Genomic DNA, 22,937 nt, shown 5'->3' with positions numbered 1-22,937 from the left:
AGTCACCTTTGGCGGCCCTGTGCGGGGAACATACCTGATGGAAAATTATGATTCCGAGATGGGGTCCCCACGAGAGAATAAACTGGAAGAGTCAGATTCCGGCTGGGGTATCGGTTCAAGACACTGTCGGGACAGGGATACAAAAACAGACGTGCCAGTGTCTGAACCTATGAGTGGATGTTGCCCTCACCGACCGAAAGAAGGGTACAGAGAGGTTCCATCCCTATCCACCGATACAACGGATTATTGTCACTTTATCGGTCCCGGCAGGAGAGATGAGCGGCGGCGGCAAGAATGATTACCAGTAGAAACATCAGCCGAGGGACACGCACGTGTGCGCCCCCGATACCCGCTGTAAGCATACCGAACAGCCAGCCGGCGCCGGTCACACAGAGCGCGAGCGAGGAGTCCGCTCTCCTGATGATGAAAGCCCGGGCGATTCCAAGGTAGAGAGCGAGCACGAGCACGAGGCCGAACAAGCCAACGTCGACGAGCAACTGCGAGTAGAGAACGTCGAGATACCCCACGTGTGGGTTCTCCGGGGAAGCCATCCAGCCATAGCCAAAGACCGGCTGTCGTGACCACAGTCCGATAGCATCGATAACCAACTCATAGCGGGTGTATAGCCCGTTTGTTCCCGGGCCACTGAAGACGATTCCACCCTCTTGAAGTGTAATTGTCGGAAAGAACCGGCGAAAGAGATAAAATCTATCAGTGAGCCAGAGCCCACCGAGCCCCAGCAGCACCCCTCCACTAGCGGTCCCGAGCAGAAGTGGCGTCGAAATCCTGCGTCGGGCAAGTATGACGGCAACAGTCGCACCGACGACGAGCGTGATCACGCCCGATCGAGACCCCGTTGCCCCCACACCGAGAACGAGGACGAGTCCGAGACCAAGCGAGAGGACACCGACGCGGGGCCGACGCTGTATTTCGACCGCACCGAAAGCCAGACAAAGTAAGCTCGGCAGGCCAAGGAATACGGCAAGAGTATTTGGATTGTGCCAGAATACCGTCGGCTGGTTCCAACCCGATGTCGTCGCCGTTTCGACGATCGCAGCGAGTGATATGAGCAGTGCCGCGCCAATCAGCAGAGACATGATCGAACGCCAATCGATCTCATCACGGTATTGCTGAGCCAAAACGAACACGACCAGAATTTCGAGCCATTTCAGGGTCCAGAAGGTACTCGCGACGACAGACACAGGTTCCCTAATGACTGCAACAGCGACTGTTATGACGATCCAGACAGTCGCGAGGATGTACAATGCAGTAATTCGTGGCAGCGGAATCGAGATATGCCAATCGTCAGCAACCGAGCGCTCAACGACGAAAGCAATCACGATGGCCAAAGCGACGAGATCAGAGAGGTTGAGCGAAACAAACTGGGAACCGACGCCAGGGACGGGAAATTGGACCGAAAAGACGACAGCGAGTAGCAGGGCACTAAAGAGAATCTGGGGACGGTTCCAGGTCATGAAAGCATGGACGGGATGGCCTGCGGCCGCCCATCGAGGAGGTGATAGCACGCCTGGAGACAAGCGGCGGTGACAATGAGGAACGGGCGTGGGAGCAGTCGTTCGATTCTGGTCTGTGGATACTGGCGTTCGAGCCGCTTGATCTCGGCAGTTCGTTCCTCCGGTGGAGAACCTGTCGTCTTGGCGTCCTCGTGAAGTCGACGCGCGGCGAGAAACGCCGTGACTCGCGCCATCCTGATGTCGGCGTCAAGGATCCGCCAGAACAGTTCCGTGTCCATGGCGTACTCGTAGCTCTCGTCGATACCGCCGATCGATTCCAGAACGTCGCGCTTGAAAAACGTGCTGTGGTTGCCGGCGAACTGGTAGTAATACTTGTGGACGAACGTCGACGGCCGGGCGTTGTACTTCCGGCCGATCTCGTTCCCGTCGGCATCGACGAAGAGGTGATCACCGTACACAATGTCACAGGTGGGGTTGCGGTCACGGACATCTGCAAATGTCTCAAGGGCCCCCTCCAGAAGGTAGTCGTCGGAGTTTACCCAGATGAGCCACTCGCCGTTGGCCATCTCGATCCCCTTGTTGATAGCTTCGGACTGACCGTCGTCCGGTTCGGAAATCCAGCGGAGATCGTAGTCGTCTTCGAACTTGCGGAGGAGGTTGACGGTGGCATCGGTCGAGCCGCCGTCGACGACGATGTGTTCAACGGATGGGCCCGTTTGGGAGCGCACGGATCGAAGGTTGTCCGCCAGGAATTCGGCGTGCTGGTAGGACGGCGTGATTACGCTCACCGCCGGATCGCTCATGTACTGGGTTGAACACCGAAAGCGCATAACGATTCGGTTCGGTGTCTGCTAAATCAGCCATCAGCGTCTCGTCTAGCGACATGGCGATAGATCGCGGACCGGACGGCGTTCGGCAAGAATCGAAAGACAGTCCTGGTAGCAAGGTTGAACAGGAAGACCGGCAGACTCGTGAACCCGCGTCGATAGAATTCGATTTGACGTCTAACTTCGGCGCGAGCGTACTCGAGACCCCCTCGTCGTGCAGCCATCGCCGGCCCGGCCCGAACCTTCACCAGTACCGCCGGGAGGTTCGCGAACGACGCACCCGAGAGGAGCATTCGGACCCAGAGGTCGTAATCTTCCATCCGCACGACAGGCCGGTAATTACCCGCCTCGAGAACGGCCTGGCGGCGAAAGCAAACGGTCCCGTGGTTCATTGGACTGCGAAAGCGAGCCTTCCGGCGAATCGAGTCGTGATCGGTCGGTACCTCTCTGACAGTCACCGGATCGTCGGGATCGCACTCGAACTCCGCGATATAGCCCCCTACGATGTCGATATCTGGGTGTTCCGTTAGGTAGGTCACCTGGCGTTCGAACCGGCCGGCAACGTTGATATCGTCGGCGTCGGCACGGGCGATTAGATCGTTACGACAGGCTTTGACGCCCTCCCGGAGGGCATTTCCAAGGCCACTGTTCTCGGGAAGGGAATAACGTCGGCAAACGTTGGGATAGCGGTCTTGCCAGGTCGAAAGCGTGGATTCGAGTGCATCGGTGAGGGAGCCGTCCGCAACGACGAGTACCTCCTCGGGAACGAGGGGTTGGTCGAAGCAACTCTCAAGCGCGACCGAGAGCTCTCCGGCGTCGTCGCCGGCGTAGGTCGGTAGGAGAACTGAAAACGGAGGGTGGTCATCTGCCATCTTTGGGATCTCGACCGTGGGAAATCGACGGTTGGTCTGTGCGTTTCGAATATCACAGCGATGGGATTAAACTATGGCGACTTATCTCGGCCAAGCAACGGTTGACTCAAAACCCAAATCCTAATTCTCCCCGTTGTAGAGCATACTTCGAATGGCATCTGTGCTCGCACTGTTCCACCGGTCGACGCTCAATCCTCGTCTAGAACTGTTCGCACAGGCGTTGGTGGACGATGGGCACAATGTCGAGGCCCTGTGCTGGAGGCGCGGTGGGGCATCAAACGCCGAAGGCGACGTTGTGCCGACCACCCGTATCAACACGCCGAATTTCCCCATGTCGCTGTGGAACGTGTTTTTCATCCCGATACTCTACTGTAAATTCGTGGTAGCGATCTATCGCCGACAACCAGACGTTCTACTCTGTGGACACATATCACTATTGCCACTTGCCGTACTCCTCGGGCTGCTGACTCGAACGCCGGTCGTCTACGACGTCGTCGAGACCTACGAGACGGGCTATCGAAGTCGGGACTCGGTACTGGCAGGCCCCTTTACGACGCTGGTCACCGGTATCGAACGGCTCTGTCTACGCGGCGTCGCAGGCATTACCGTCATCGACACTGCGGAGGGGCTGCTCGCCGAACGCTATCGCGGCTTTACCGACAACATGGATGTCGTCTATAATTTACCACGTGTAAAGCCAGCACCTGAGCAGGAAGGGACTGATGGACCGACGACGATTGTTTATGCTGGTCTGGTAGATGAACGAAAAGGCGTTCCAACGCTGTTGGAGGCCTTCTCCGACATCCATCCCGATCACAATATCGAATTGCTGGTCGTCGGCGGCGCTGTCGACGATACGCTGGAACGACTGCAAGAGCGCGCTAGTGAACTCGGCGTCTCCGACGATGTCGAATTCGTTGGTCAGGTACCCTACGACGAGGTACACGACCACTTGCTCCGGGGCGATATCGCCGTGGCACCGTACCAGCGCCTCGAGGTGTACGAAATATCGCGGTGGAATACACGGAAGATCCCGGACTACATGAATGCCGGCCTGCCCGTTGTAGCACCGAATTTCGGTGGATTTCCGGAGATCATCGAGGAAACTGGTTGCGGGATCACAGTGGACACCGGCGATGTGGAGGCAGTGGCCGACGGAATCGAATCGCTCCTCGCGGACCCGGATCGAGCGCGTGAGCTAGGTCAGCACGGTCGTCGTGCGCTGGAAGAACAATACAACTGGGAACGAGAGCAAACGAAGGTGCTCAATCTGGTTGGAAAAGCACTACGAGAGAAACGCGTAATCAAGGAGCGTTGAGGGAGTCTATTGCAACTGGGAAGTTACGCGTTCATCTACCCAAGTGATTGTGTTCTGGACGCGGGTGTTCGTACCAACTACATACCCGGCGATGATGGCGAGCACCGGCCCCAGCGGCGCACGGTACCGCCACGAAAGACTCACAAACGTGATAGCCACGATACCGACAACGACGACGAGCGGTATCGCGACGACCGAAAGGAGAGCAGGATGTGACTGTCGACCTCGAAGCAGTCCATAAAACCCGAGGACAGTTAGTGGACCGAGGACAGCTACATTGAGTGCCGTCCAGAACGGGCTAAATCCGCCCCCGCCGATCAGCGGAACAAAAAGTACCAGCGTCCGCACGACACCCAGGATCACGATATGATCGACGTTGAAAACGATGAACGCCAGAAGTGATCCGGCCGATCGTGGCGAATATGCGTATTCCGTGATGATGAAGTTCGATTTTCCTTTGTACATGATCCATCCCTCCCGCCACCCGCGCTCAATCTGTACCAACTTCGACGGTGCACTCGAAAACAGAAACATCACCACAGGGATGGCCACGAGCGTAGCGATCGCGATCGGTCGGGGAAGGAAGCCAGTCCGGTACTTGCTTTCTCGTGGCAGTGCCTCCAACAGGATCCAGCCGGCGACGATCGGTGGCCCGAACGGCCTCGAGATGGCAAGAAGGCCGAGGCTAATGATTACCGATACCCTGGCCCGTCGTGTCGGGGTCACCCGGTACTGGACGAGCGCCCAGATCGAGAGCACGAGGGCGAACGTAAACACGGTCTCGGAGAGCAGAAACATGGCGAATCGAAACGTATCGAACAAGATGGCAAAAGAGAAGCCAGCGACGAGGCCTGCAATCTCGTTGGCGAGTTGTTTCGCTATATGATAGACCAGCACGGCAGTGATGGCGGAGAGGACGATCTGGACGAGGACCCAGGCAAGCCCGCTCCCTCCTGAGAGTTGGTCGACAGTACAGAAAGGCACGGTAAATCCGAGATATTGGATTCCTTTTGTCTGAGCGACAATAGCGGTCGGATCAGTGAAGAGAACGTCGCAAGTCCGGAGGAAAGTGTTCGTATCTGGTGGTGTTCGGATACCATACGATCCCTGGAGAATGCGCGATAAGTAGCCGAAACGGGCGACCAGCGCGAGGGCAAATACGGCGGTCGGATAGAGCCACGGATTGTCTCGAAACCGATCTTTCGTCGACTGGTAAATGTCGGCCACTGTGATATCACATCAGCGAATCAGTGGGACAATATAGAATGTTTCTATTGCTTGGGTAACGTATTCAGCTAAGCGGAATCGGTATCCCACCGAGGATTGAGTACTCCGGCAGTCTTGATTCCTGTACTTGGACCATATCGCCGTCTATAGTCTCTACCTTGTTGAGTTAACCGAAAACACCGGAGCAGCAGCGACCCTCTCAAGACTACACACAGAGAGTTGATGGTATACGTAGCAGACGCAAATGATCGGAAATTACTAACGGCTCTCACGTGTTTCTGAGAGATATGAATGTCGAACGTCGATTCGCCGATCGCCCGGTATTTATAACCGGCGCCGACGGGTTCGTCGGGTCACATCTCACCGAACAACTTGTCGAATTTGGCGCTAACGTCCACGTGTTCGTCCGTGCGACATCGAGTGGCGAGCTCCGGAATATTCGGCACTTGCGTGATTCGATCACGATCCATCGGGGGGATCTCCGGGACGCTCATTCTGTCAAGGAGGCTCTCTCAGTGCTAGCTGACTTCTCCGAAACAATCATCTTCCACCTCGCGGCGCAGGCTCACGTCGGCGACTCTTGGGACCGGCCATACGAAACAATCGATACCAACGTCGTTGGCACGCTAAATCTCCTGCAAAGTATCGTCGATCTGGACCTCGACATCGCAAAGTTTGATACGGCAGGCACTTCCGAAGAATACGGAAACGTCGACAGCCGAATGGCTGACAAGCATGATTACCACGACGACGGCCAGGTTCTCCTCAACGAACGGTCGCCGGTCAATCCGAAGTCGATCTACGCAACCTCGAAACTCGCCGCGGACTTTCTGACGATGAACTATCATGACGCCTATGGCCTGCCCGGCGTAACCACACGAATGTTCAACAACTACGGGCCACGACAGAACCCCCGATACATTACAGGGACGATCATCACACAGGCCCTAGAACGAGATATCATCGAGCTTGGCAACCTCACGCCCAAACGAGACATGTGTTTCGTCTCCGATGGCGTTCGAGGGCACATGCACGTCGCTCTGGATGGAAATCCCGGCGAGGAGTACGTCTACGGCTACGGTGAGAACATCTCGATGCGGAAGTGGACGAATACGATCCTCGAAGTCGGTGCCGAAGAAGGATACTGGGACGAGCCCGAGATCGTCCAGACGGAAGACAGATATCGTCCGGGCGACAGTGACGTCGAAGAGTTGCTAGTCGGGTACGAAAAACTTCACGACGAGACCGGTTGGGAGCCGAACGTTTCATGGCGGGAGGGGATCCGTCGGACGATCGCGTGGTATGCCAACAACCCATCGAAGTGGGACGGCCGGGTGGACTGGCGATGAGCGAACCAACCACGTTCTGGGATGGCAAGACCGTTATGGTGACTGGTGGAAGCGGGTTCCTCGGTAGCCACCTGATCGAAGAACTGCGTTCGCGCTCGGAGACGGTGTCGGTGTTCGTCCCGGACAGCAACGAGTACGACCTCCGGGAACGGGCAAATATCCGCCGGGCGCTGTCCGACTCGAAAGCGGACACGGTGATCCACCTCGCAGCGACCGTCGGCGGTATCGGTGCAAATCGAGCCAATCCTGGCCAGTACTTCTATGACAACGCAGTCATGGGAATCGAGCTGTTAGAACTGGCCCGCCAGTTCGATGTCGAGAAGTGTACAATCCTGGGAACTATCTGTGCCTATCCCAAGCATACGCCAGTCCCGTTCAGCGAGACGGACCTCTATGAAGGATACCCCGAGGAAACCAACGCCCCATATGGCATCGCGAAGAAAGCCTTGCTCACTCAATCGCGTGCGTACCGAAAACAGTGGGGGTTTAACAGCATCTACTTACTCCCGGTCAATCTCTACGGGCCAGGTGACGACTTCGACATCGAGACCGCCCATGTTATCCCCGCGATCATCAGGAAGTGTATCGAAGCCCGGGAACGGGGAGACGACTCGATTACAGCCTGGGGAAGTGGAGAGCCAACCAGGGAATTTTTGTACGTGAAAGACGCCGCGGCGGGGATCCTTGACGCGGCCGAGCGCTACGACGAGAGCGATCCCGTAAACCTGGGTAGCGGGATGGAGATCAGCATCAGGGAACTTGTTGAGCTGATTGCTGATTTGACTGGTTTTGACGGTGATATTGAATGGGACACGTCGAAGCCGGACGGCCAACCACGGCGACGACTCGACACGTCGCGTGCAAAAGAGCGCTTTGACTGGGAAGCGACGACCGACTTCGAGGAGGGACTGCGTCGGACGATCGAATGGTACGAAGCAGTCCGGCCCATCGAGAAGTAATTCAAGGCGCTGAGATTGCCTGATCGAATGGGTTTAATGGACACAGCCGTACGATACAGTACTGGAATAGATGGACGGCGAGATCCACTGGCGAACGAAGCTGGCTGCGCTTTTCGACGCGATGCGGTATCGTCCGAAGTTAGCGACGGGAGTGGTCCTAATCAGCGTCGTCGCAGCAGTTCTCGAGGGCATCGGCCTCGGATTCATCCTTCCGATCATCGAGCTCGCCCGTGGGTCAACCGATCCGGAAACGGCGTCAGGCGTGCTCGGTCTGTTCGCCGACGTCTATCTCGCGCTCGACGTGCCCTTCACAATGGCGTATCTGGTCGTCGGCGTCGCAATCATCATGTCGATCCGGTACACATCGAGTTTCCTTGTCGGATGGCTCCGCGGGGCGATGGAGACGTACTACACCGCGCACTTACAACAGCGGGCGTTCGAACAAGCAACGGTGGCCAAGATCGCGTACTTCGATCAGGAGGGGTCGGACGATATACTCAACGCGATCGTGACACAGGCCGAGTACGCTGGACGGTCACTACAGACAACGCTCAGAATCGTTGAGCAGGGACTGCTTGCTGTGATGTACTTCGGGATCGCACTTGCGTTCGCACCGATATTAACACTGGCTGCAGGGGCCGTTTTCGCCGTACTATCGGTCGGATTCGATCGCGTTCTGGAGTCGGGATATGAAATCGGTGACCGTGTCGCGGACGCAAACGAACGTATCCAATCCGCGGCACAGGCTGGTACACAGGGAATCCGTGATGTAAAGCTGTTCGGCCTTCGTCCGGAATTGATCGACGTTTTCGAGGACGCTGTGACCCAGTTTCGCACCGCGAGAGTGAAATCAACCAGGAACAAGGCCGCAATACGCAACTTCTATCAGCTGTTGACAGCGATTATGATTTTCGTCTTGATCTATATTGGCCTGCAAAATCCATCACTGTCGCTCGGATCACTGGGTGTGTTCCTGTTTGCTCTGTTCCGGCTGGGTCCACGAGTAAGTACCCTGAACAATCTGCTGTATCATCTCAGCGTTGATCTGCCTCATCTCGTTCGTACCAAGCGTTTCCTTACAAAGCTTGAACGAAACCGCGAACCGATGGGAGGAGACAAAGAACTCCCGGATAGCGTCGGTAGCATCGGATTCAACGAGGTATCCTTCTCATACAATCACGACGAAAGAGTGCTCAAAAATATCTCGTTGCACATCGACCCCGGCGAATTTGTCGCGTTTGTCGGTCCCTCCGGTGCTGGGAAATCGACGATCATCTCACTTCTCGCCCGACTATACGAACCAGAGGAAGGCAACATTACTGCGTCCGATATAGACATCAGTCGGTTCGATGTGACGAAGTGGCGTAAACAAGTCGCAGTAGTTCGCCAACACCCCTATATCTTTAACGAGACGCTCCGTCGAAACATAACGGTCGGAGACCGGTCAGCGACCGACGCGGAGGTTCAGCGGGCCTGTGAACTGGCACAGGTTACTGAATTCCTCGAGGATCTTCCGAACGGATATCAAACTGACCTCGGTGATGACGGAGTGCGACTATCGGGCGGACAGCGCCAACGCGTCGCACTCGCTCGCGCCCTGCTGACTGATGCGGATCTACTCGTGTTGGACGAAGCGACCAGCGATCTCGATACAGAAATCGAACACGACATCCAGCAGGCGATCGAATCGATGGAACGCGAACGAACGCTGATCGTCATCGCGCACCGGCTCTCGACCGTCAAAAACGCGGATCGTATCTTCGCGCTTGAAGACGGCCACATCGTGGAAGCTGGTGGCCACGAAGAGCTACTGAAAAACGATGGCACCTATGCGCGGCTGTATACGCAGCAAGGCAAAGCCTGATAACGGCGTTCAGTGTAAAGACCCCCATGGAAGTGACAACCGCCGTAATACCGGCTGCCGGATTCGGAACCCGGTTTCTCCCTGTCACGAAGGCCCAGCCGAAGGAAATGATGCCCGTGCTGGATAAGCCGACAATTCAATACGTAGTCGAAGAAGCGGTCGCTGCCGGAATCGACGATCTGTTGATTATCACTGGTCGGGGAAAGCAAGCGATCGAACGACATTTCGACAAATCGTACGAACTCGAACACGAACTGCGCCGGTCAGGAAAAGACGAACGACTGGATCGCGTCCAGCATATCGCCGATATCGCCGACATTCACTACATCCGCCAGAAAGAGCGTAACGGACTCGGTGACGCCGTTCTTTACGCTCGGAAACATGTCGGGGACGAACCCTTCGCGTTATTGCTCGGCGATACGATCGTCCAGAGCGAGCGCTCGTGTACTGCACGACTCGTCGAAGCCGCCGAAGGTTGCGAAAGTGCCATGGTCTCGCTCGAAGAGGTTCCCTGGGAAGACGTTCCGGCTTACGGAGTAGCCGACATCGAATCGACAGCTTCCTCGGACAGACAGTCCTTTCCGGTCGCAGACTTCGTCGAAAAACCTTCTCAAGAAGCCGCACCATCGAACCTCGCGATCACAGGCAGGTATGTGCTGCCGCCCGAAATCTTCCAAACACTAGAAGCGACCGAACCAGGCGTCGGGGGTGAACTGCAGCTTACCGACGCGATTCGGAAGCTCGATCACGTACGGGGCCTCCCGCTGGAAGGCGACCGCTTCGACATCGGGACGCTCATTGACTGGCTTGAGGCAAACGTCGAGATGGCATTGGAACACGACGAAGGTGAAATGAACACGGCCGTCCGAGACGTACTACAGGCCCAATTGGAAACCGATGGCTAGGATTGTCGTTACCGGCGGGGCGGGCTTTCTCGGTTCGCATCTGTGTGAATCACTACTCAAAGACGGTCACGAAGTCATCGCGATGGATAACCTGGTGAGCGGTCGAACGGAGAATCTGGACGGGTTTTTCCATCATGATCGATTTACGTTCTATGAACACGACGTAACCGAGTTCGTCCACGTGACGGGTAACGTTGACTGGGTCTGTCATCTAGCGAGCCTCGCCTCGCCGGTGTTCTACCAGGACCATCCAATCAAGACACTAAAGGTCGGTGCGCTCGGCACACACAAGACCCTCGGACTGGCGAAAGAAAAGGACGCAAAGTACCTGTTTACCTCTACTAGCGAAGTGTACGGCGATCCGGAAGTCAATCCCCAGCCCGAAGACTACCGCGGAAACGTCGATCCGTACGGCCCGCGATCCTGTTACGACGAATCGAAACGCTACGCAGAGTCGCTGATTCGGTCCTATCGCGACCAACACGATCTTGACGTCCGTGTCGCGCGGGTTTTCAATACATATGGTCCCCGGATGCGACTCGACGACGGGCGTGTCGTGCCGACCTTTCTCCGGCAAGCACTGGAGAGCGAACCGCTGACCGTTCACGGTGACGGGAGTCAAACGCGGAGTTTCTGCTACGTTTCCGACCTCATCGCAGGGCTTCGGGCGTTGATGGATGCGGACGTACAAACACCGATCAATATCGGGAATCCCGACGAACGGACGATCCAAGACTTAGCGGAGGTCGTCATCGATGTGACCGACAGCGATAGCGATATTGTCTACGAAGGGCGTCCAGAACAGGACCCAGACATCCGGAAGCCCGATCTCTCGAAAGCACGTGAGCATCTTGACTGGGAACCGTCGATTCCGCTCCGTGAAGGGATCGAACGGACGAAAGTAGATATTGCAAAGAAGTCGCATCAGAGAGACCAACAAGACGAAATTTGCAAATAGAATTCAATCATATTGAGCTTAAGATGTGTATATATCCAAATTGTCCCCACAGTGTTCCAAAAAAGTTCGACCATCGACTTCTGGTTGTGTATATCCGGTATATACGTCGGCAATTAGGTCCGCCCCTTCCCGTTCGTATGGAACCAAGTTATCTAAACACTACCCAGATACCATAGATATACTGTTAAAGCGATAACCTCAGTCTAGAACCAATGACCCCAAATCCAAATCTACTCCGCAAATTCAAAAAGGGAATGAATAACCCGGAACTCCTACGAAATATACTGAACCAGAAGGCCGAATCTATTCTTCAAATAGCCCACGAACGGGTCGACAAACCGATTTTTCTTCGGAAATATGGTCCAGGAACAGATATTGTCACTGAAGACTGGGACAACTTGATCCTTCTTGATGCCTGCCGATACGATGTTTTCGATTCAATTCAAGAAATAGAAGGAGACCTAGATGAAGTTATCTCGGTAGCCTCACGAACGAGCCAGTTTATCGAGAAAACATTCAATGGACGAGAACTACACGACACAGTATACATTTCATCAAATCCACATACAGATATGACGCTAGATGGAGGGGTTTTCCACGACGTTTTGCGAACTTACGGGAAAGAGTGGGAACCTGATGTAGAGCGCAATCAGGAGTGTTTTCATCCTGAACATGTGTTCGATGTTGTTTCTGACGTGTATGAACAATACGAAAATAAGCGATGTATAATTCATTTCATGCAGCCACATGGTCCGTATTTTGGCGAAACGGCTCGAACACTAAGGCAAAGTCTAAATGAGAATGAGAATATCGGGTTCCAGCGGCTCAATGAATCCAATAATGATCCTAAACGCATGTATCCCGACTTAATGTGGGCAGCTGAGGCCGGGTATATTTCACAAGAAAAGATACAAACGATATACCGTGAAAACCTAAAACTCGTATTGGAATACGTGGAGAAATTACTACCCCATTTGAAGGGGAAAACAGTTATCACTGCCGACCACGGGGAACTTTTGGGAGATTCGAGCGCGGTCTTTTCGCCACGAAAATACGGCCATCTCAAGACGCAATATGTTCCTGAACTTCGTACTGTCCCGTGGCTGGAAGTACCGTATGACGAACGAAAGCAGGTTACAACTACTCCACCCCGGCAGGTATCAAATATCGATTCGCAAAGGGTTGCCAAACAGCTTGATCAGTTAGGGTATATGACATATGAAACTGCAGGTGGTCGGTACGTTCCCATCGGGTTATCGAAACCCCCCGCTTTTGGTGAATATTGACGCTGTAGTTGTCAGGTTGTGGGCAATGTTGAGCCTAGTAGTTCAAAATATAGTACCGGTGGTGCCCGGCGGCCAACACCAGTTCATCAAAGGCAACCCCTGAAACTCATCTCCCGGAAAGGAGAAGACACACAGACACACACACACTTACTCAAAGCTTAAATTACTGGAAGGTTGGTGATTCAATCCGGTGGCTTCACTCGAATAGTTGTACATATGAGTATTTTCAAATATACAAGTGCTATATCGATAGACGGGGTGAAAGTTTAGCTATATGAACCTACTTACCCACAAACGAGAAATTGAGATAGATCACTCACGCATATCCTAATGCTTCCAATTTATCGTCCAATTGTGTATCTTGTTCAATTGGACCATCAGTTGCAGTTCCTGAATATATTGTCTTTCTCACACCACTATTAATAATAAACCATGGGACCTCTGTCAATCCTTTAGTGAATGTCCCACTTGGATGACCATATACCCCGAGCCGCCCAAACTCATTTCCATGATCTGATGTAATTATCGTCTTCCCGTCAATATTTTCAGTTAATTTTTCGACTTCCTGCAGAACAATTCGGAGATTTTCTTCATAAGCCATTTTAAAGTCCTGTTTACTGGCTTCCCGTGTAGAAATTTGATGCCAGAACTCGTTTCCATTATTACGGTGTTCTATCAATCCCCGCTCATATAGACTCTGACCGAAATCACCAATGAACGGATAATGAGGCTGCATATAGTGGATTATCACACGCTTATTTGGATATTGGTCCAGATATTTCAATGATTCTGCTGTCACTGACTGTGGTGGAACAACACCTTTATCACCATCGGTATGATTTTCCCACAATCTAATTCGCTTATGGAATTTCGCATCAAGCCAGGTGATATTTGGATTTGCCGAAACATATACTATTTCTGGATATCCATCATCTGGGAAATTTTCTCGGAGAAATTGGACTGTCATAGAACCTTTTGAGTGAACTTTTTCTAATTTACCCGATATAGTATTTAATTCTCGAAAAGAATCGTATCGGCACGCGTCCAAAACGATTAAATTATCCCAGTCTTCTTCTACAATATCAATACCTTCCCACCCATGAACTTTAGTATAGTATATCTTATTTAATTCTAAAAATGCTCTCTTTGGATTTCTAATTGCAGAACGCAAATGCGATAATCTGTATCGAGGGAGATCCATTCGGTGTAAACCTAATAGATCAATGCACAAAAAGAATCGGTATGATATAATTGGACTGAGCTATTCCCATTTCTCTAATAGTTATTATCGAGAAAATATTACCGAATGGCCGAAGACATAACCGGATGATCTATAGAGTCCAACAATGGACGTTCTAGTTTCTGGAATCCATCATTGGTAACGCCCTCGTAGAGTGGTACCAGCGGAAGGTCTCCAAGAAACGCTGCGAAGGCGCTAAATGTGCTGGGCGGTGCTAACACGATATCACAATGTGAGAGTTTGACGAAATCCTCCACATAATGATTCACTCTATCTTGATCCCCCAATCCCATGTGATACTTGTCGTGATCAAATATCGAATTATCATGAGTTTCATCCGAAGCAATTAAAAACGCCATTGATTCCGCCGAAGATCGTTCGGCAAACGCTTCTGCCATGTCCCAGTATTCCCTAGCGGTATAGTAGAACTCCCCGTCATGCCATTCACGGTAATCACTCTGCCGAATGTGAAGTCCTACAAGTAAATCATATTTATCTCGCAACGACTCAATATAATCCATAACCGAATTAGTTCGTTCCGGCCCAGGCCGTAGCTGGTGACGAATCTCGTCACGGTATTGTTCAACTAAAGGCCATGCACGCACGTTCCAGCCAGCAACGACGGATACAGACTTCGATTGAATTTGTGCGATATCCTCTGGGTCCGTCAGATCAAGGCCATCGCAGTGAACTCCTGGGATCTTACAAGAAATATGCGGATTGCCGGCAACTATACTCTGTGCCTCTCTTCGATGTACGGCCATGCCATGGACAAGACGCAATCGGAATGGGTGAATGATTCGATCGGGAATGGTTGATATCAGAATGCCGTCGTCCCAGAATAGGCGTATCAGAGGATGCCATATATCATCGAGCGCACTAGATTTATTGAGCAAGTCTAAGTCCGGCCGTGAATAATCCTCAATAAATGGAACAAATGCTAGATCAAAAACATTGAATTCTGGATTTTCACACTGGAAAGCGTATAGGTTAGCATAGTTAACTAGTTGATTTCCAAGCCGTCCTCCCCCTTTGGTGAAAATGAGCGTGTTTGTCATACAATGATGGTTAAAGAATGGTCTGTCCGATGAAAACCCCTCTCAATAGACGGTTACCCTGGTGGACAGCTAATTCAAAATTAGTTGACTCATCGTCAAACAAGACAAAGCTACGAATATCCATATTTGATATGATTAGTTGAAGATGAAATGCTTGTCGGCTCATTCAGTTAGTAGACTACGATATGACGCCACGTGTTGCTCGGTGACCGCGGGAATATCAAACTGTTCAATGCGTTGATTAGCATTGAAGACCTTCTCTGATCGAATACTATCGTTCGTCACCATCGTTTCAATCGCTCTCGCTACAGCTTTCGGATCGGTCTCATCTTCAACAGTGAGGCCTCCATTACCAATCGCTTCGGGCACCCCACCAGTAGTGGAACCGACGACAGGAGTTCCTGCGGCTTGGGCCTCAATATACACGATTCCAAACCCTTCTGCGTCGTATCCGTCCCGAGAAGGAACTAAGACGAACACGCTAGCTTTGGCAAGTAATTCACGCTTGGTTTGTTCGCTTACCCATCCAAGGAGACGAATGTTGTCATCTTCGGAAGCAAGTGTTTCGATTTCGGCTCGGTTCGGACCATCTCCGACGACCAACAGTTCTCGACCTTCCCTGACGTGTGGCGGAAAATAGTTCCAAGACCGAATAACTGTCTCAATGTTCTTTCTATCTACGAATCGGCCGATGCAAACGATTGGCCCGGACTGAGAATCGATATTTGAGCGTTTCGACATCTTGCGATATTCGTCTACATTGATTGCAGGTGGAATAACGTTCGTCTCGGCCTTGGAGTGGATTTTGCATACCTGATTTTCAGTGAACCGAGACGGAACGTGCACGGAATCCGCATCGCCGATAGCAGTTCTGGCAAGTGGTGTATTTTGTAATTCGAGAGCGTGAGCTGAAAGGACACGCGCTATCCCGTGATTTCGTGCCGCGACCAGAGCTGTCCAGTTGTTACAGTGTAATGCATGAACGATGTCGGGATTGAATTCACGAATCGCGTTCATTGTTTTCCGATAGACGAAGTTTAAATACGGAAAGTCACGATTCGTAAGGCTTCTCCAGTTGTATAGACGTGATGGCCGAGGAATGTAGTCCCCGACTGAACGCGAAGTGTCTGCCATCGGAAGGTGAAGTACTTTACAGGCGTGACCCTCTGCACGGAGTCCGTGTTCAAGGTTTTTCGTCACTGTCTGAATCCCCCCCGGTGGTGGCGGGTAATTAAGCGTGACGAGTAGCACTCGAAGAGACCGATCCATACAACACTACTGAGGGACAAAGTACCATACAACTATTGGAGTAGACGGCCCGAATATTGGGAAGCACTTATCAGACCGACCACTGAATCACAGATATCGGAATGCTCGAAAAAGTCCGTCGAGCCGCTGAGATATATCAAGCCGACGGGCTTATACCATTACTGCGTGCAAGTCTCAAGTTCGTTTTGAGACAGATCCGACCAATCACGCCCTCGATCAAAACAGAATACAACGGTGTCACCGTCGAACGGCATCATCTAGCGGACTGTCTTGATCCCGACAAAAACATCAGGGATCGGCCGACGTACGAAGGCACAATAATATCTGAAGCTGTGGGGCTTATATCGCAAGGAGACACCGTTGTCATACTTGGTGGTGGACTTGGGGTTGTGACGGTCCATGCGGCACGAGAGTCCGGACCAGAAGGGGACATATTTGTTTACGAAGGAGCAAAAGAGATGTTGTCACTCCATTCAAGAACGTTGGCATTGAACCCCGTAACTGCATCTGTAACAGTCACTCATGCAATTGTTGGCAGTCCAGACAATTTATGGGGGAGTCCAGAAGGTGCCACAGTTATTGAACCCGAAGATCTTCCGATGCCGGACGTATGCATCGTTGACATTGAAGGAGAAGAAATTGACGTTGTCCCTTCCCTTCCTGACGCGAAGACAATGATCGTAGAAACGCACGGTGTATTTGAATCACCAACCGATAGTATAATTGAGATATTGAGGGATCGAGGCTATGAGGTTCATGACGCCGGCGTTGCCGAGCCGGAGATGGCCCGGCAACATGCAAAAGATGACGTAAAAGTCGTCATAGCAACGAAGAAAGAAAGACCCAACAATATCCAGTAAGAATATAAAGCGAGATAGACTTCCCCTGCACATGGATAACACACCCGAAACCATGGAAACGAAATCAAGAAATATATATGAGAAGTTTCAAGATTGGATCTTAGCGAAGAAAAATAGATTGTCCCATCAAAAGGTGGATAGAAGTTGGAGAGAAGAAGACGAGTACTATACGTTTAATATCGGCGGGTTTTCAGGAGGAACCAAAGATAGGCCAGAATTCTCCGCGAGATACTATTACGAAATATCCCAGTTGATAGATGTCATTTCAGAATATGACATTTCAGCCGAAAGGTCACTGGAGATCGGGAGCGGTTACGGGCGGGTATCACCATGGATCGGACGCCACTCGTCGGACCATTATGGCGTGGAGCCGAATTCGAAAGTTCGAAAAAAGTCACAGAAATTGTATCCGGGTATTACATGGACCGGAGATCGTCTACCGGACCTAGAATTCGAACAAGAATCATTTGATCTCGTCGTAACCTGGACAGTCCTGCAGCACATACCGCCATCTCTGATACAGGAATCCATTGAGGAGATAGAAAGGGTAACCACAGAGGATGCAGTTGTATTGATTTGCGAAGAAACAGTAGGTGACGCAGGATCACACACTTGGCCTCGATCCGTTGAAAGCTACAAGGAAGCGTTTGCTGATTTTACCTTAATCGATCATAAAACACGAACTGTAGAACCCACATATCCGGAACATGCCGGAGAAATAATGATATTTAAAAGATGACGACCTACCTTCAAAATAAATAATATGACATGAGTGGGAGGTATCTATCAACGCCAGTGGCACTATTCATTTACAATCGCCCAGATCATACTGAACGTGTATTAGAAAGGGTTCAAAAAGCAAATCCACCAGCGCTGTACGTTATCGCTGATGGCCCTCAGGATAATTCGGAGCGTGAAATGTGCGAAAAGACACGTAGACAAATTACTGAGAATGAATTTAGATTTGACGTAAAAACAAACTTTGCTACAGAAAATCTTGGACTCAAGAAACGGTTTTCTACCGGGTTGGAGTGGATCTTTGAACAAAGTTCCGAGGCAATAATCCTTGAGGACGATACCGTACCCAGTATATCGTTTTTTAAATTATGTGATATATTGCTCGAGTATTTTAGAGGAGATAATCGAGTCTGGGATATCTCTGGATCGAACTACCTCGATACGTGGAAGCGGAACGGCTATGACTATCATTTCTCGCTATATGGCGGAATCTGGGGGTGGGCAACATGGCGAGAATCATGGGAGGAATACGATAAAACGATGGAACGCTGGAATGAGGAAATAATTAAATCACGGGTTCGAGACGTGATAAACGACGCTGATCAATATCGATATCTAAAACGCGTCTACGATAAAACCGAGTCTGGAGAACTCGACACGTGGGATTACCAGTGGGGATTCGCACGACATCGCAACAACGCCCTCTCGGTCGTTCCGTCGAAAAATCTCGTCGAGAACATTGGTTTCGACGAGACGGCGACCAACACCACGAATCCGTCCCACGGGTTCGCAAACAAGGACACGTATGAAATGTCGTTTCCGTTGAATCATCCGCCGTTCGTCGCACCGGATAGAGAGTACGACCAACGGTTTCACGAACTCCGACAGACACGATCGAAACCACGACGGCTGCTTGATGCAATGGCTACCCGATTGGGGCTTTGAGAGCAGACACCATCGTATTTTTGTGGGTCTCCGGAGACAAAACCATATGGACTCGGTCCGCCCCCTTCTCCTCACCGCGAGCGATAGCGGGGGAGCGGGAACTGCTGCGCGACGTATCCATGAGGGGCTCAGAGAGGTCGGTATCGATTCACAGCTGCTCGTTCGGGAGAAATCAAGCGACGACCCGACTATCCGTGGTCCGGAGTCAAAAACTGCCAAAGTACTCGCCAAACTCCGCCCATATCTCGACTCAGCCCCATTAGTCCCCTATGATGCCGCCAGCGAGTATTCCGTCGGCTGGCTCCCCGACCGCATCGACGCGCACGTAGAGCGGATCGATCCCGATATCGTCCACCTCAACTGGATCGCCGGTGGATACATGAGCCCAGGGTCGATCAACGCATTCGACCGTCCGATCGTCTGGCGGCTGCCGGACATGTGGCCGCTCACCGGTGGCTGTCACTACGCGGGGGACTGTACGCGGTATCGATCGACCTGTGGTGAGTGTCCACAACTGGATAGTACAAGTACGTGGGATCCATCCCGGGTCATGCTCGAACGAAAGCGACGGGCTGTCGACCGGGCGGATGTGACTGTCGTCGCCACGACCCCCTGGCTTGCCGAACACGCACGGGAAAGCACTGTTTTCGAAAAGAGCCCGATCGAAGTCATCCCGAACGGCCTCGACACCCAGACGTTCAGGCCAATCGACCGCCGGATCGGCCGAGAATTGTTCACCCTTCCCGAAGAAGTACCACTAGTCCTGTTTGGGTCGGTCGGTCCGCTAAGCAATCCACGTAAGGGCTATGACCTACTCCGGGAGGCACTAGAGCAACTCGATTCCCAGGTAGACAAGAGCCCGGAACTCGTCGTCTTTGGGACATCTGAACCCGAAAAACCACCGGAGTTCGACTTCCCGATTCACTATACCGGATACCTACACGACGATCAAAGTCTTGCCGTGCTGTATGCGACAGCGGACGTGATGGTCGTCCCATCCCGCCACGAGGCGTTCGGTCAGACTGTTACTGAATCGATGGCTTGCGGGACACCCGTCGTTGCCTTCAAGGGAACCGGACCGTCGGATATCATCGATCACAAGGAGACAGGATATCTTGCGACTGAGGACGACCCAGTCAATCTCGCGACCGGTATCAGCTGGTTGCTCACAGATGAAAAACGCCGCGAGATGATCGGGAGTCAAGCACGACAGAGGGCCGTCGACCGATATCATCTCACCAAGATCGCCGAACAATACCACGAGCTTTATGATTCACTTCTCTAATCCCACTTGGATCCGAACACACGTACAAATATTCGGTACTTCGACTGTTCTTGTCTACTTGTGGGCAGAAGATAGTCATATCAGCGGACAATTAGACACTCATCTCAATCATTGTTGAGTGCCGACCACAGTCCGTATCGGATCTACGGTGCAGCTACGAACTCAATTCACCATGTCGAACGCCACATTCTACGAAGCAATGCTCATCTACCGCTATTTCAGACATGCAAGTGGAACGAATGGGAAATTGGAAAACCACAATACTACAACACTCACGCGGGAATTTTCCCGTACATGCACGCGTCGCTTCGGATCGCCACGCCCGCAGACGCATCCAGAATCCGGTCGATCTACGCACCGTACGTCGAATCGACGGCGATCACTTTCGAGACCGAGGCCCCGACGACGGAGGAAATGACCGAACGAATCGAACAGTCCCACGAGCAATACCCCTGGCTCGTCTGTGAGACCGAGAACGAAGGCGTCGTCGGCTACGCGACGGCGAGTTCCCTCCGGTCGAAGGCGGCCTACGCCTGGGCGGTCGAGCTCACTGTCTACGTCGATGACGACGCCCAGCAATCGGGCGTCGGCACCGCACTGTACACATCGCTGCTGGAAATCCTGCGCGAGCAGGGTTTCGTCGACGCGTACGCCGCGGTGACGCTGCCGAACCCGGCGAGCATCAGCCTCCACGAGAACTTCGCGTTCGAACCGATCGGAACCTTTCCTGCGGCCGGACACAAGCAAGGCTCGTGGCACGATGTCCAGTGGTGGCATCGACAACTGGGCGACCGACCGAGGGATCCGGATCCGCCAACGCCGATGCGTGGTATAAGGGATTCGCCCGCACTCGAAGCAGCGCTCCGGACGGGTGAGGCGTCGCTTCGAGAAGAGTGAACAACGACAATAGAATCGTCGGGTTTTGAGTCCTTGCCGTCCGAATGACCGACTATGAACGAACGATGGGACGACTTCGCGGAAGCGGTCGAATCGGGCGAGTCGGATCGGGTCAACGCGGCGATCGACGACGTCGAGGACATGGGTCTCGACGAGCGCGCACAGCTGTTCGAGTCGCGTTTCGACGACCTGACCGAACTCTACGCCGACAGCGACGACGGGTACGTCCGCCAGTCGACCGTGCGGTTCCTGGAAGCACTCTCGCCCGGCCTCGTGGCCGCGTTCGCCGTCGATGACGGCGAGCGATCGACCGACCTCGACCGCGAGACAGTGCGCCGACAGGCCGACGCGAGCAGTGGGTTCCTGCTGGAGGCGATGACGGACACCGACGGCCGAGTCAGAAATGCGGCCAAGCGCGCCCTCAAGGACGTCTTCAGGACCTACGACACACTCGACGACGAGGAGACGATTACGGCACTGGCGGCCGAGCTCGAATCGATGGCCGAGGAGTACACTGGCAAGCGACGGGAGCATCTCCTGGACGCACGTGAGGACGCCGAGTTCGCAAAGCGCTCGGGACTCGGCGACTCATCGAAGGATTCCAAGCGGAGTTCGGAGACGAGCTCGATCTCGGTGAGTGAGGAACCGGCGAAGTTGTCGTTCACCGGGTCAAATCATAACCCGTTCATTCCTGGCGCTCGAAAGATCGGTATGGACGGACGAATCGCTCGAATTTCAGTGATCAAATGAAGCGGAAACGCACCGACGTCGCGGCAGCGATTCTCGTCGGGGCGGTCCTCCTCCTCGGCGGCGGACTCACCTGGAAGGCGATCGAGCAGCGTCGAACCGTCGACGAAACGATGGGGTCGATGATGGATTCTTCGATGGGCACGATGCACGGCCCGGACCCGCTTTGGTTTGCCGTCGGGACGCTGGTGGTGGCCGCCGTCCTCGTCGGAGTCTATCTCGTCGTGCGGCCGGAATTTGAGGGGGAAGAAGCCAGGGCTCGTTCAGGACAAGTCGAGACTCGACCGGACCAAGCCGAGATTCGGGCGGGACAAGCCGAGACTCGGCCGGACCAGGTCGATACGACGCCAGCGGCGGGAGCGACTGGAGACTCCGCCGAACAGACGGACCAGGAATCGACCACGGATGATTTAGCCGCCGAGAGCGCCGAAACCGACGCGACCGACGGGCACGCGACCGCCCCGGAGGCGAATCCGACCGAGCGCGTGCTGGATCTCCTACCCGAGGACGAACGCCGTGTCCTCGAACCGGTCCTCGACTCGCCCGGGATCACGCAGATCGAACTTCGGGACCGCTCCGCGTTCTCGAAGAGCAAAGTCAGCCAGACGGTGACCGACCTCGAGGAACGGGGCTTGCTCTATCGGGAGCGCCAGGGCCGGACCTACCGGATCTACCCGAGTGAGGAACTCGGGACTGCCGAGGAGACCTAACCCGATCGGGACAGACTGGCGAATTTAGCCGCGACGAACGTTCTCCTCGGAAAGAAACGATTAGAAGCGGTTAGAACCGTTCTCGAACGATCTCGTCGTTGTGTTCACACCCAGAGAAATACCCACTCGACGCCTCTACGACTTCCCG

The 22,937-nt window shown here is 53.2% G+C and carries 21 protein-coding genes; 14 read left to right on the top strand and 7 right to left on the bottom strand.

Going from position 1 to position 22,937, the window contains the following annotated elements; genetic code table 11:
- Positions 1-254: 254 nt before the first annotated feature.
- From HBNXHr_RS02415 to HBNXHr_RS02405, 3 genes are read right to left on the bottom strand one after another with little or no spacing between them, the layout of a single operon-like run.
- Positions 255-1,475 (bottom strand): O-antigen ligase family protein, encoded by a 1,221-nt coding sequence (locus HBNXHr_RS02415; protein WP_275883027.1) that lies wholly within the window; start codon positions 1,473-1,475, stop codon positions 255-257.
- Entirely contained in the window at positions 1,472-2,278 is an 807-nt protein-coding gene (locus HBNXHr_RS02410; RefSeq protein ID WP_275883026.1) for a glycosyltransferase family 2 protein, read from the bottom strand. Before HBNXHr_RS02410 ends, HBNXHr_RS02415 begins: the two co-directional genes overlap by 4 nt.
- Positions 2,279-2,331: 53 nt before the next feature.
- Complete coding sequence (locus HBNXHr_RS02405; protein WP_275883025.1) at positions 2,332-3,174, bottom strand: glycosyltransferase; 843 nt, start codon at positions 3,172-3,174, stop codon at positions 2,332-2,334.
- Between the two features lie 151 nt (positions 3,175-3,325).
- Here HBNXHr_RS02405 and HBNXHr_RS02400 point away from each other — a divergent pair, with 151 nt between their 5' ends.
- A complete protein-coding gene (locus HBNXHr_RS02400) occupies positions 3,326-4,492 on the top strand; it encodes a glycosyltransferase family 4 protein (RefSeq protein ID WP_275883024.1) in 1,167 nt (388 codons plus the stop codon).
- 6 nt (positions 4,493-4,498) lie between these two features.
- On the opposite strand, the gene HBNXHr_RS02395 is transcribed toward HBNXHr_RS02400, so the two are convergent.
- On the bottom strand, positions 4,499-5,719 hold the full coding sequence (locus tag HBNXHr_RS02395; protein WP_275883023.1) for a glycosyltransferase family 39 protein: 1,221 nt from the start codon (positions 5,717-5,719) through the stop codon (positions 4,499-4,501).
- 287 nt (positions 5,720-6,006) lie between these two features.
- Here HBNXHr_RS02395 and HBNXHr_RS02390 point away from each other — a divergent pair, with 287 nt between their 5' ends.
- The 6 genes from HBNXHr_RS02390 (at position 6,007) to HBNXHr_RS02365 (ending at position 13,040) form a co-directional block, all read left to right on the top strand.
- Positions 6,007-7,068, top strand: a complete 1,062-nt coding sequence (locus HBNXHr_RS02390) for a GDP-mannose 4,6-dehydratase (RefSeq protein ID WP_275883022.1) — start codon at positions 6,007-6,009, stop codon at positions 7,066-7,068.
- Positions 7,065-8,027, top strand: coding sequence for a GDP-L-fucose synthase (locus HBNXHr_RS02385; RefSeq protein ID WP_275883021.1), 963 nt, complete (start codon positions 7,065-7,067; stop codon positions 8,025-8,027). Before HBNXHr_RS02390 ends, HBNXHr_RS02385 begins: the two co-directional genes overlap by 4 nt.
- 70 nt (positions 8,028-8,097) lie before the next feature.
- Positions 8,098-9,891, top strand: a complete 1,794-nt coding sequence (locus HBNXHr_RS02380; protein ID WP_275883020.1) for an ABC transporter ATP-binding protein — start codon at positions 8,098-8,100, stop codon at positions 9,889-9,891.
- A gap of 26 nt (positions 9,892-9,917) precedes the next feature.
- Positions 9,918-10,796: a UTP--glucose-1-phosphate uridylyltransferase GalU gene (gene galU / locus HBNXHr_RS02375; protein WP_275883019.1), complete on the top strand. Its 879-nt coding sequence runs from the start codon at positions 9,918-9,920 to the stop codon at positions 10,794-10,796.
- Complete coding sequence (locus HBNXHr_RS02370) at positions 10,789-11,754, top strand: UDP-glucuronic acid decarboxylase family protein (protein ID WP_275883018.1); 966 nt, start codon at positions 10,789-10,791, stop codon at positions 11,752-11,754. The genes galU and HBNXHr_RS02370 overlap by 8 nt, the downstream gene beginning before the upstream one ends.
- Before the next feature lie 212 nt (positions 11,755-11,966).
- Entirely contained in the window at positions 11,967-13,040 is a 1,074-nt protein-coding gene (locus HBNXHr_RS02365) for a hypothetical protein (RefSeq protein WP_275883017.1), read from the top strand.
- Positions 13,041-13,356: 316 nt separating this feature from the next.
- On the opposite strand, the gene HBNXHr_RS02360 is transcribed toward HBNXHr_RS02365, so the two are convergent.
- From HBNXHr_RS02360 to HBNXHr_RS02350, 3 genes are all read right to left on the bottom strand, one after another.
- Positions 13,357-14,241 carry a sulfatase-like hydrolase/transferase gene (locus HBNXHr_RS02360; protein WP_275883016.1) on the bottom strand — a complete coding sequence of 295 codons (885 nt, stop codon included), beginning with the start codon at positions 14,239-14,241 and terminating at the stop codon, positions 13,357-13,359.
- A gap of 98 nt (positions 14,242-14,339) precedes the next feature.
- A complete protein-coding gene (locus tag HBNXHr_RS02355; protein WP_275883015.1) occupies positions 14,340-15,338 on the bottom strand; it encodes a hypothetical protein in 999 nt (332 codons plus the stop codon).
- A 162-nt stretch (positions 15,339-15,500) separates the two neighbouring features.
- Entirely contained in the window at positions 15,501-16,607 is a 1,107-nt protein-coding gene (locus tag HBNXHr_RS02350) for a glycosyltransferase family 4 protein (protein ID WP_275883014.1), read from the bottom strand.
- 101 nt (positions 16,608-16,708) lie between these two features.
- Here HBNXHr_RS02350 and HBNXHr_RS02345 point away from each other — a divergent pair, with 101 nt between their 5' ends.
- The 7 genes from HBNXHr_RS02345 to HBNXHr_RS02315 all read left to right on the top strand — a co-directional run bounded on the left by HBNXHr_RS02345 (position 16,709) and on the right by HBNXHr_RS02315 (position 22,789).
- A complete protein-coding gene (locus tag HBNXHr_RS02345) occupies positions 16,709-17,467 on the top strand; it encodes a hypothetical protein (protein ID WP_275883013.1) in 759 nt (252 codons plus the stop codon).
- Positions 17,468-17,498: 31 nt separating this feature from the next.
- Positions 17,499-18,206, top strand: a complete 708-nt coding sequence (locus HBNXHr_RS02340; protein ID WP_275883012.1) for a class I SAM-dependent methyltransferase — start codon at positions 17,499-17,501, stop codon at positions 18,204-18,206.
- 56 nt (positions 18,207-18,262) lie between these two features.
- A complete protein-coding gene (locus HBNXHr_RS02335) occupies positions 18,263-19,150 on the top strand; it encodes a hypothetical protein (RefSeq protein WP_275883011.1) in 888 nt (295 codons plus the stop codon).
- A 46-nt stretch (positions 19,151-19,196) separates the two neighbouring features.
- Positions 19,197-20,435 (top strand): glycosyltransferase family 4 protein, encoded by a 1,239-nt coding sequence (locus HBNXHr_RS02330; RefSeq protein WP_275883010.1) that lies wholly within the window; start codon positions 19,197-19,199, stop codon positions 20,433-20,435.
- A gap of 294 nt (positions 20,436-20,729) precedes the next feature.
- Positions 20,730-21,332 carry an arsinothricin resistance N-acetyltransferase ArsN1 family B gene (locus HBNXHr_RS02325; RefSeq protein WP_275883009.1) on the top strand — a complete coding sequence of 201 codons (603 nt, stop codon included), beginning with the start codon at positions 20,730-20,732 and terminating at the stop codon, positions 21,330-21,332.
- Between the two features lie 54 nt (positions 21,333-21,386).
- On the top strand, positions 21,387-22,082 hold the full coding sequence (locus HBNXHr_RS02320) for a hypothetical protein (RefSeq protein ID WP_275883008.1): 696 nt from the start codon (positions 21,387-21,389) through the stop codon (positions 22,080-22,082).
- Positions 22,079-22,789: a MarR family transcriptional regulator gene (locus HBNXHr_RS02315; RefSeq protein WP_275883007.1), complete on the top strand. Its 711-nt coding sequence runs from the start codon at positions 22,079-22,081 to the stop codon at positions 22,787-22,789. The genes HBNXHr_RS02320 and HBNXHr_RS02315 overlap by 4 nt, the downstream gene beginning before the upstream one ends.
- Positions 22,790-22,937: the final 148 nt, after the last annotated feature.

The organism is Halorhabdus sp. BNX81 (assembly GCF_029229925.1).
In the GTDB taxonomy this organism is placed as follows: Archaea; Halobacteriota; Halobacteria; order Halobacteriales; family Haloarculaceae; genus Halorhabdus.
Note: the sequence above shows the minus strand (reverse complement) of the source record. Positions and strands in the feature narration are given on the sequence as shown.

Excerpts from the sequence above, each read along its gene's own strand:
- HBNXHr_RS02365 (WP_275883017.1), top strand. The coding sequence starts at position 11,967 with ATGACCCCAAATCCAAATCTACTCCGCAAATTCAAAAAGGGAATGAAT.
- HBNXHr_RS02340 (WP_275883012.1), top strand. The coding sequence starts at position 17,499 with ATGGATAACACACCCGAAACCATGGAAACGAAATCAAGAAATATATAT.
- HBNXHr_RS02380 (WP_275883020.1), top strand. The coding sequence starts at position 8,098 with ATGGACGGCGAGATCCACTGGCGAACGAAGCTGGCTGCGCTTTTCGAC.
- HBNXHr_RS02405 (WP_275883025.1), bottom strand. The coding sequence starts at position 3,174 with ATGGCAGATGACCACCCTCCGTTTTCAGTTCTCCTACCGACCTACGCC.
- HBNXHr_RS02385 (WP_275883021.1), top strand. The coding sequence starts at position 7,065 with ATGAGCGAACCAACCACGTTCTGGGATGGCAAGACCGTTATGGTGACT.
- HBNXHr_RS02355 (WP_275883015.1), bottom strand. The coding sequence starts at position 15,338 with ATGACAAACACGCTCATTTTCACCAAAGGGGGAGGACGGCTTGGAAAT.
- HBNXHr_RS02315 (WP_275883007.1), top strand. The coding sequence starts at position 22,079 with ATGAAGCGGAAACGCACCGACGTCGCGGCAGCGATTCTCGTCGGGGCG.
- HBNXHr_RS02400 (WP_275883024.1), top strand. The coding sequence starts at position 3,326 with ATGGCATCTGTGCTCGCACTGTTCCACCGGTCGACGCTCAATCCTCGT.
- HBNXHr_RS02345 (WP_275883013.1), top strand. The coding sequence starts at position 16,709 with ATGCTCGAAAAAGTCCGTCGAGCCGCTGAGATATATCAAGCCGACGGG.
- HBNXHr_RS02350 (WP_275883014.1), bottom strand. The coding sequence starts at position 16,607 with ATGGATCGGTCTCTTCGAGTGCTACTCGTCACGCTTAATTACCCGCCA.
- HBNXHr_RS02330 (WP_275883010.1), top strand. The coding sequence starts at position 19,197 with ATGGACTCGGTCCGCCCCCTTCTCCTCACCGCGAGCGATAGCGGGGGA.
- HBNXHr_RS02390 (WP_275883022.1), top strand. The coding sequence starts at position 6,007 with ATGAATGTCGAACGTCGATTCGCCGATCGCCCGGTATTTATAACCGGC.
- HBNXHr_RS02325 (WP_275883009.1), top strand. The coding sequence starts at position 20,730 with ATGCACGCGTCGCTTCGGATCGCCACGCCCGCAGACGCATCCAGAATC.
- HBNXHr_RS02415 (WP_275883027.1), bottom strand. The coding sequence starts at position 1,475 with ATGACCTGGAACCGTCCCCAGATTCTCTTTAGTGCCCTGCTACTCGCT.
- HBNXHr_RS02370 (WP_275883018.1), top strand. The coding sequence starts at position 10,789 with ATGGCTAGGATTGTCGTTACCGGCGGGGCGGGCTTTCTCGGTTCGCAT.
- HBNXHr_RS02360 (WP_275883016.1), bottom strand. The coding sequence starts at position 14,241 with ATGGATCTCCCTCGATACAGATTATCGCATTTGCGTTCTGCAATTAGA.
- galU (WP_275883019.1), top strand. The coding sequence starts at position 9,918 with ATGGAAGTGACAACCGCCGTAATACCGGCTGCCGGATTCGGAACCCGG.
- HBNXHr_RS02410 (WP_275883026.1), bottom strand. The coding sequence starts at position 2,278 with ATGAGCGATCCGGCGGTGAGCGTAATCACGCCGTCCTACCAGCACGCC.
- HBNXHr_RS02320 (WP_275883008.1), top strand. The coding sequence starts at position 21,387 with ATGAACGAACGATGGGACGACTTCGCGGAAGCGGTCGAATCGGGCGAG.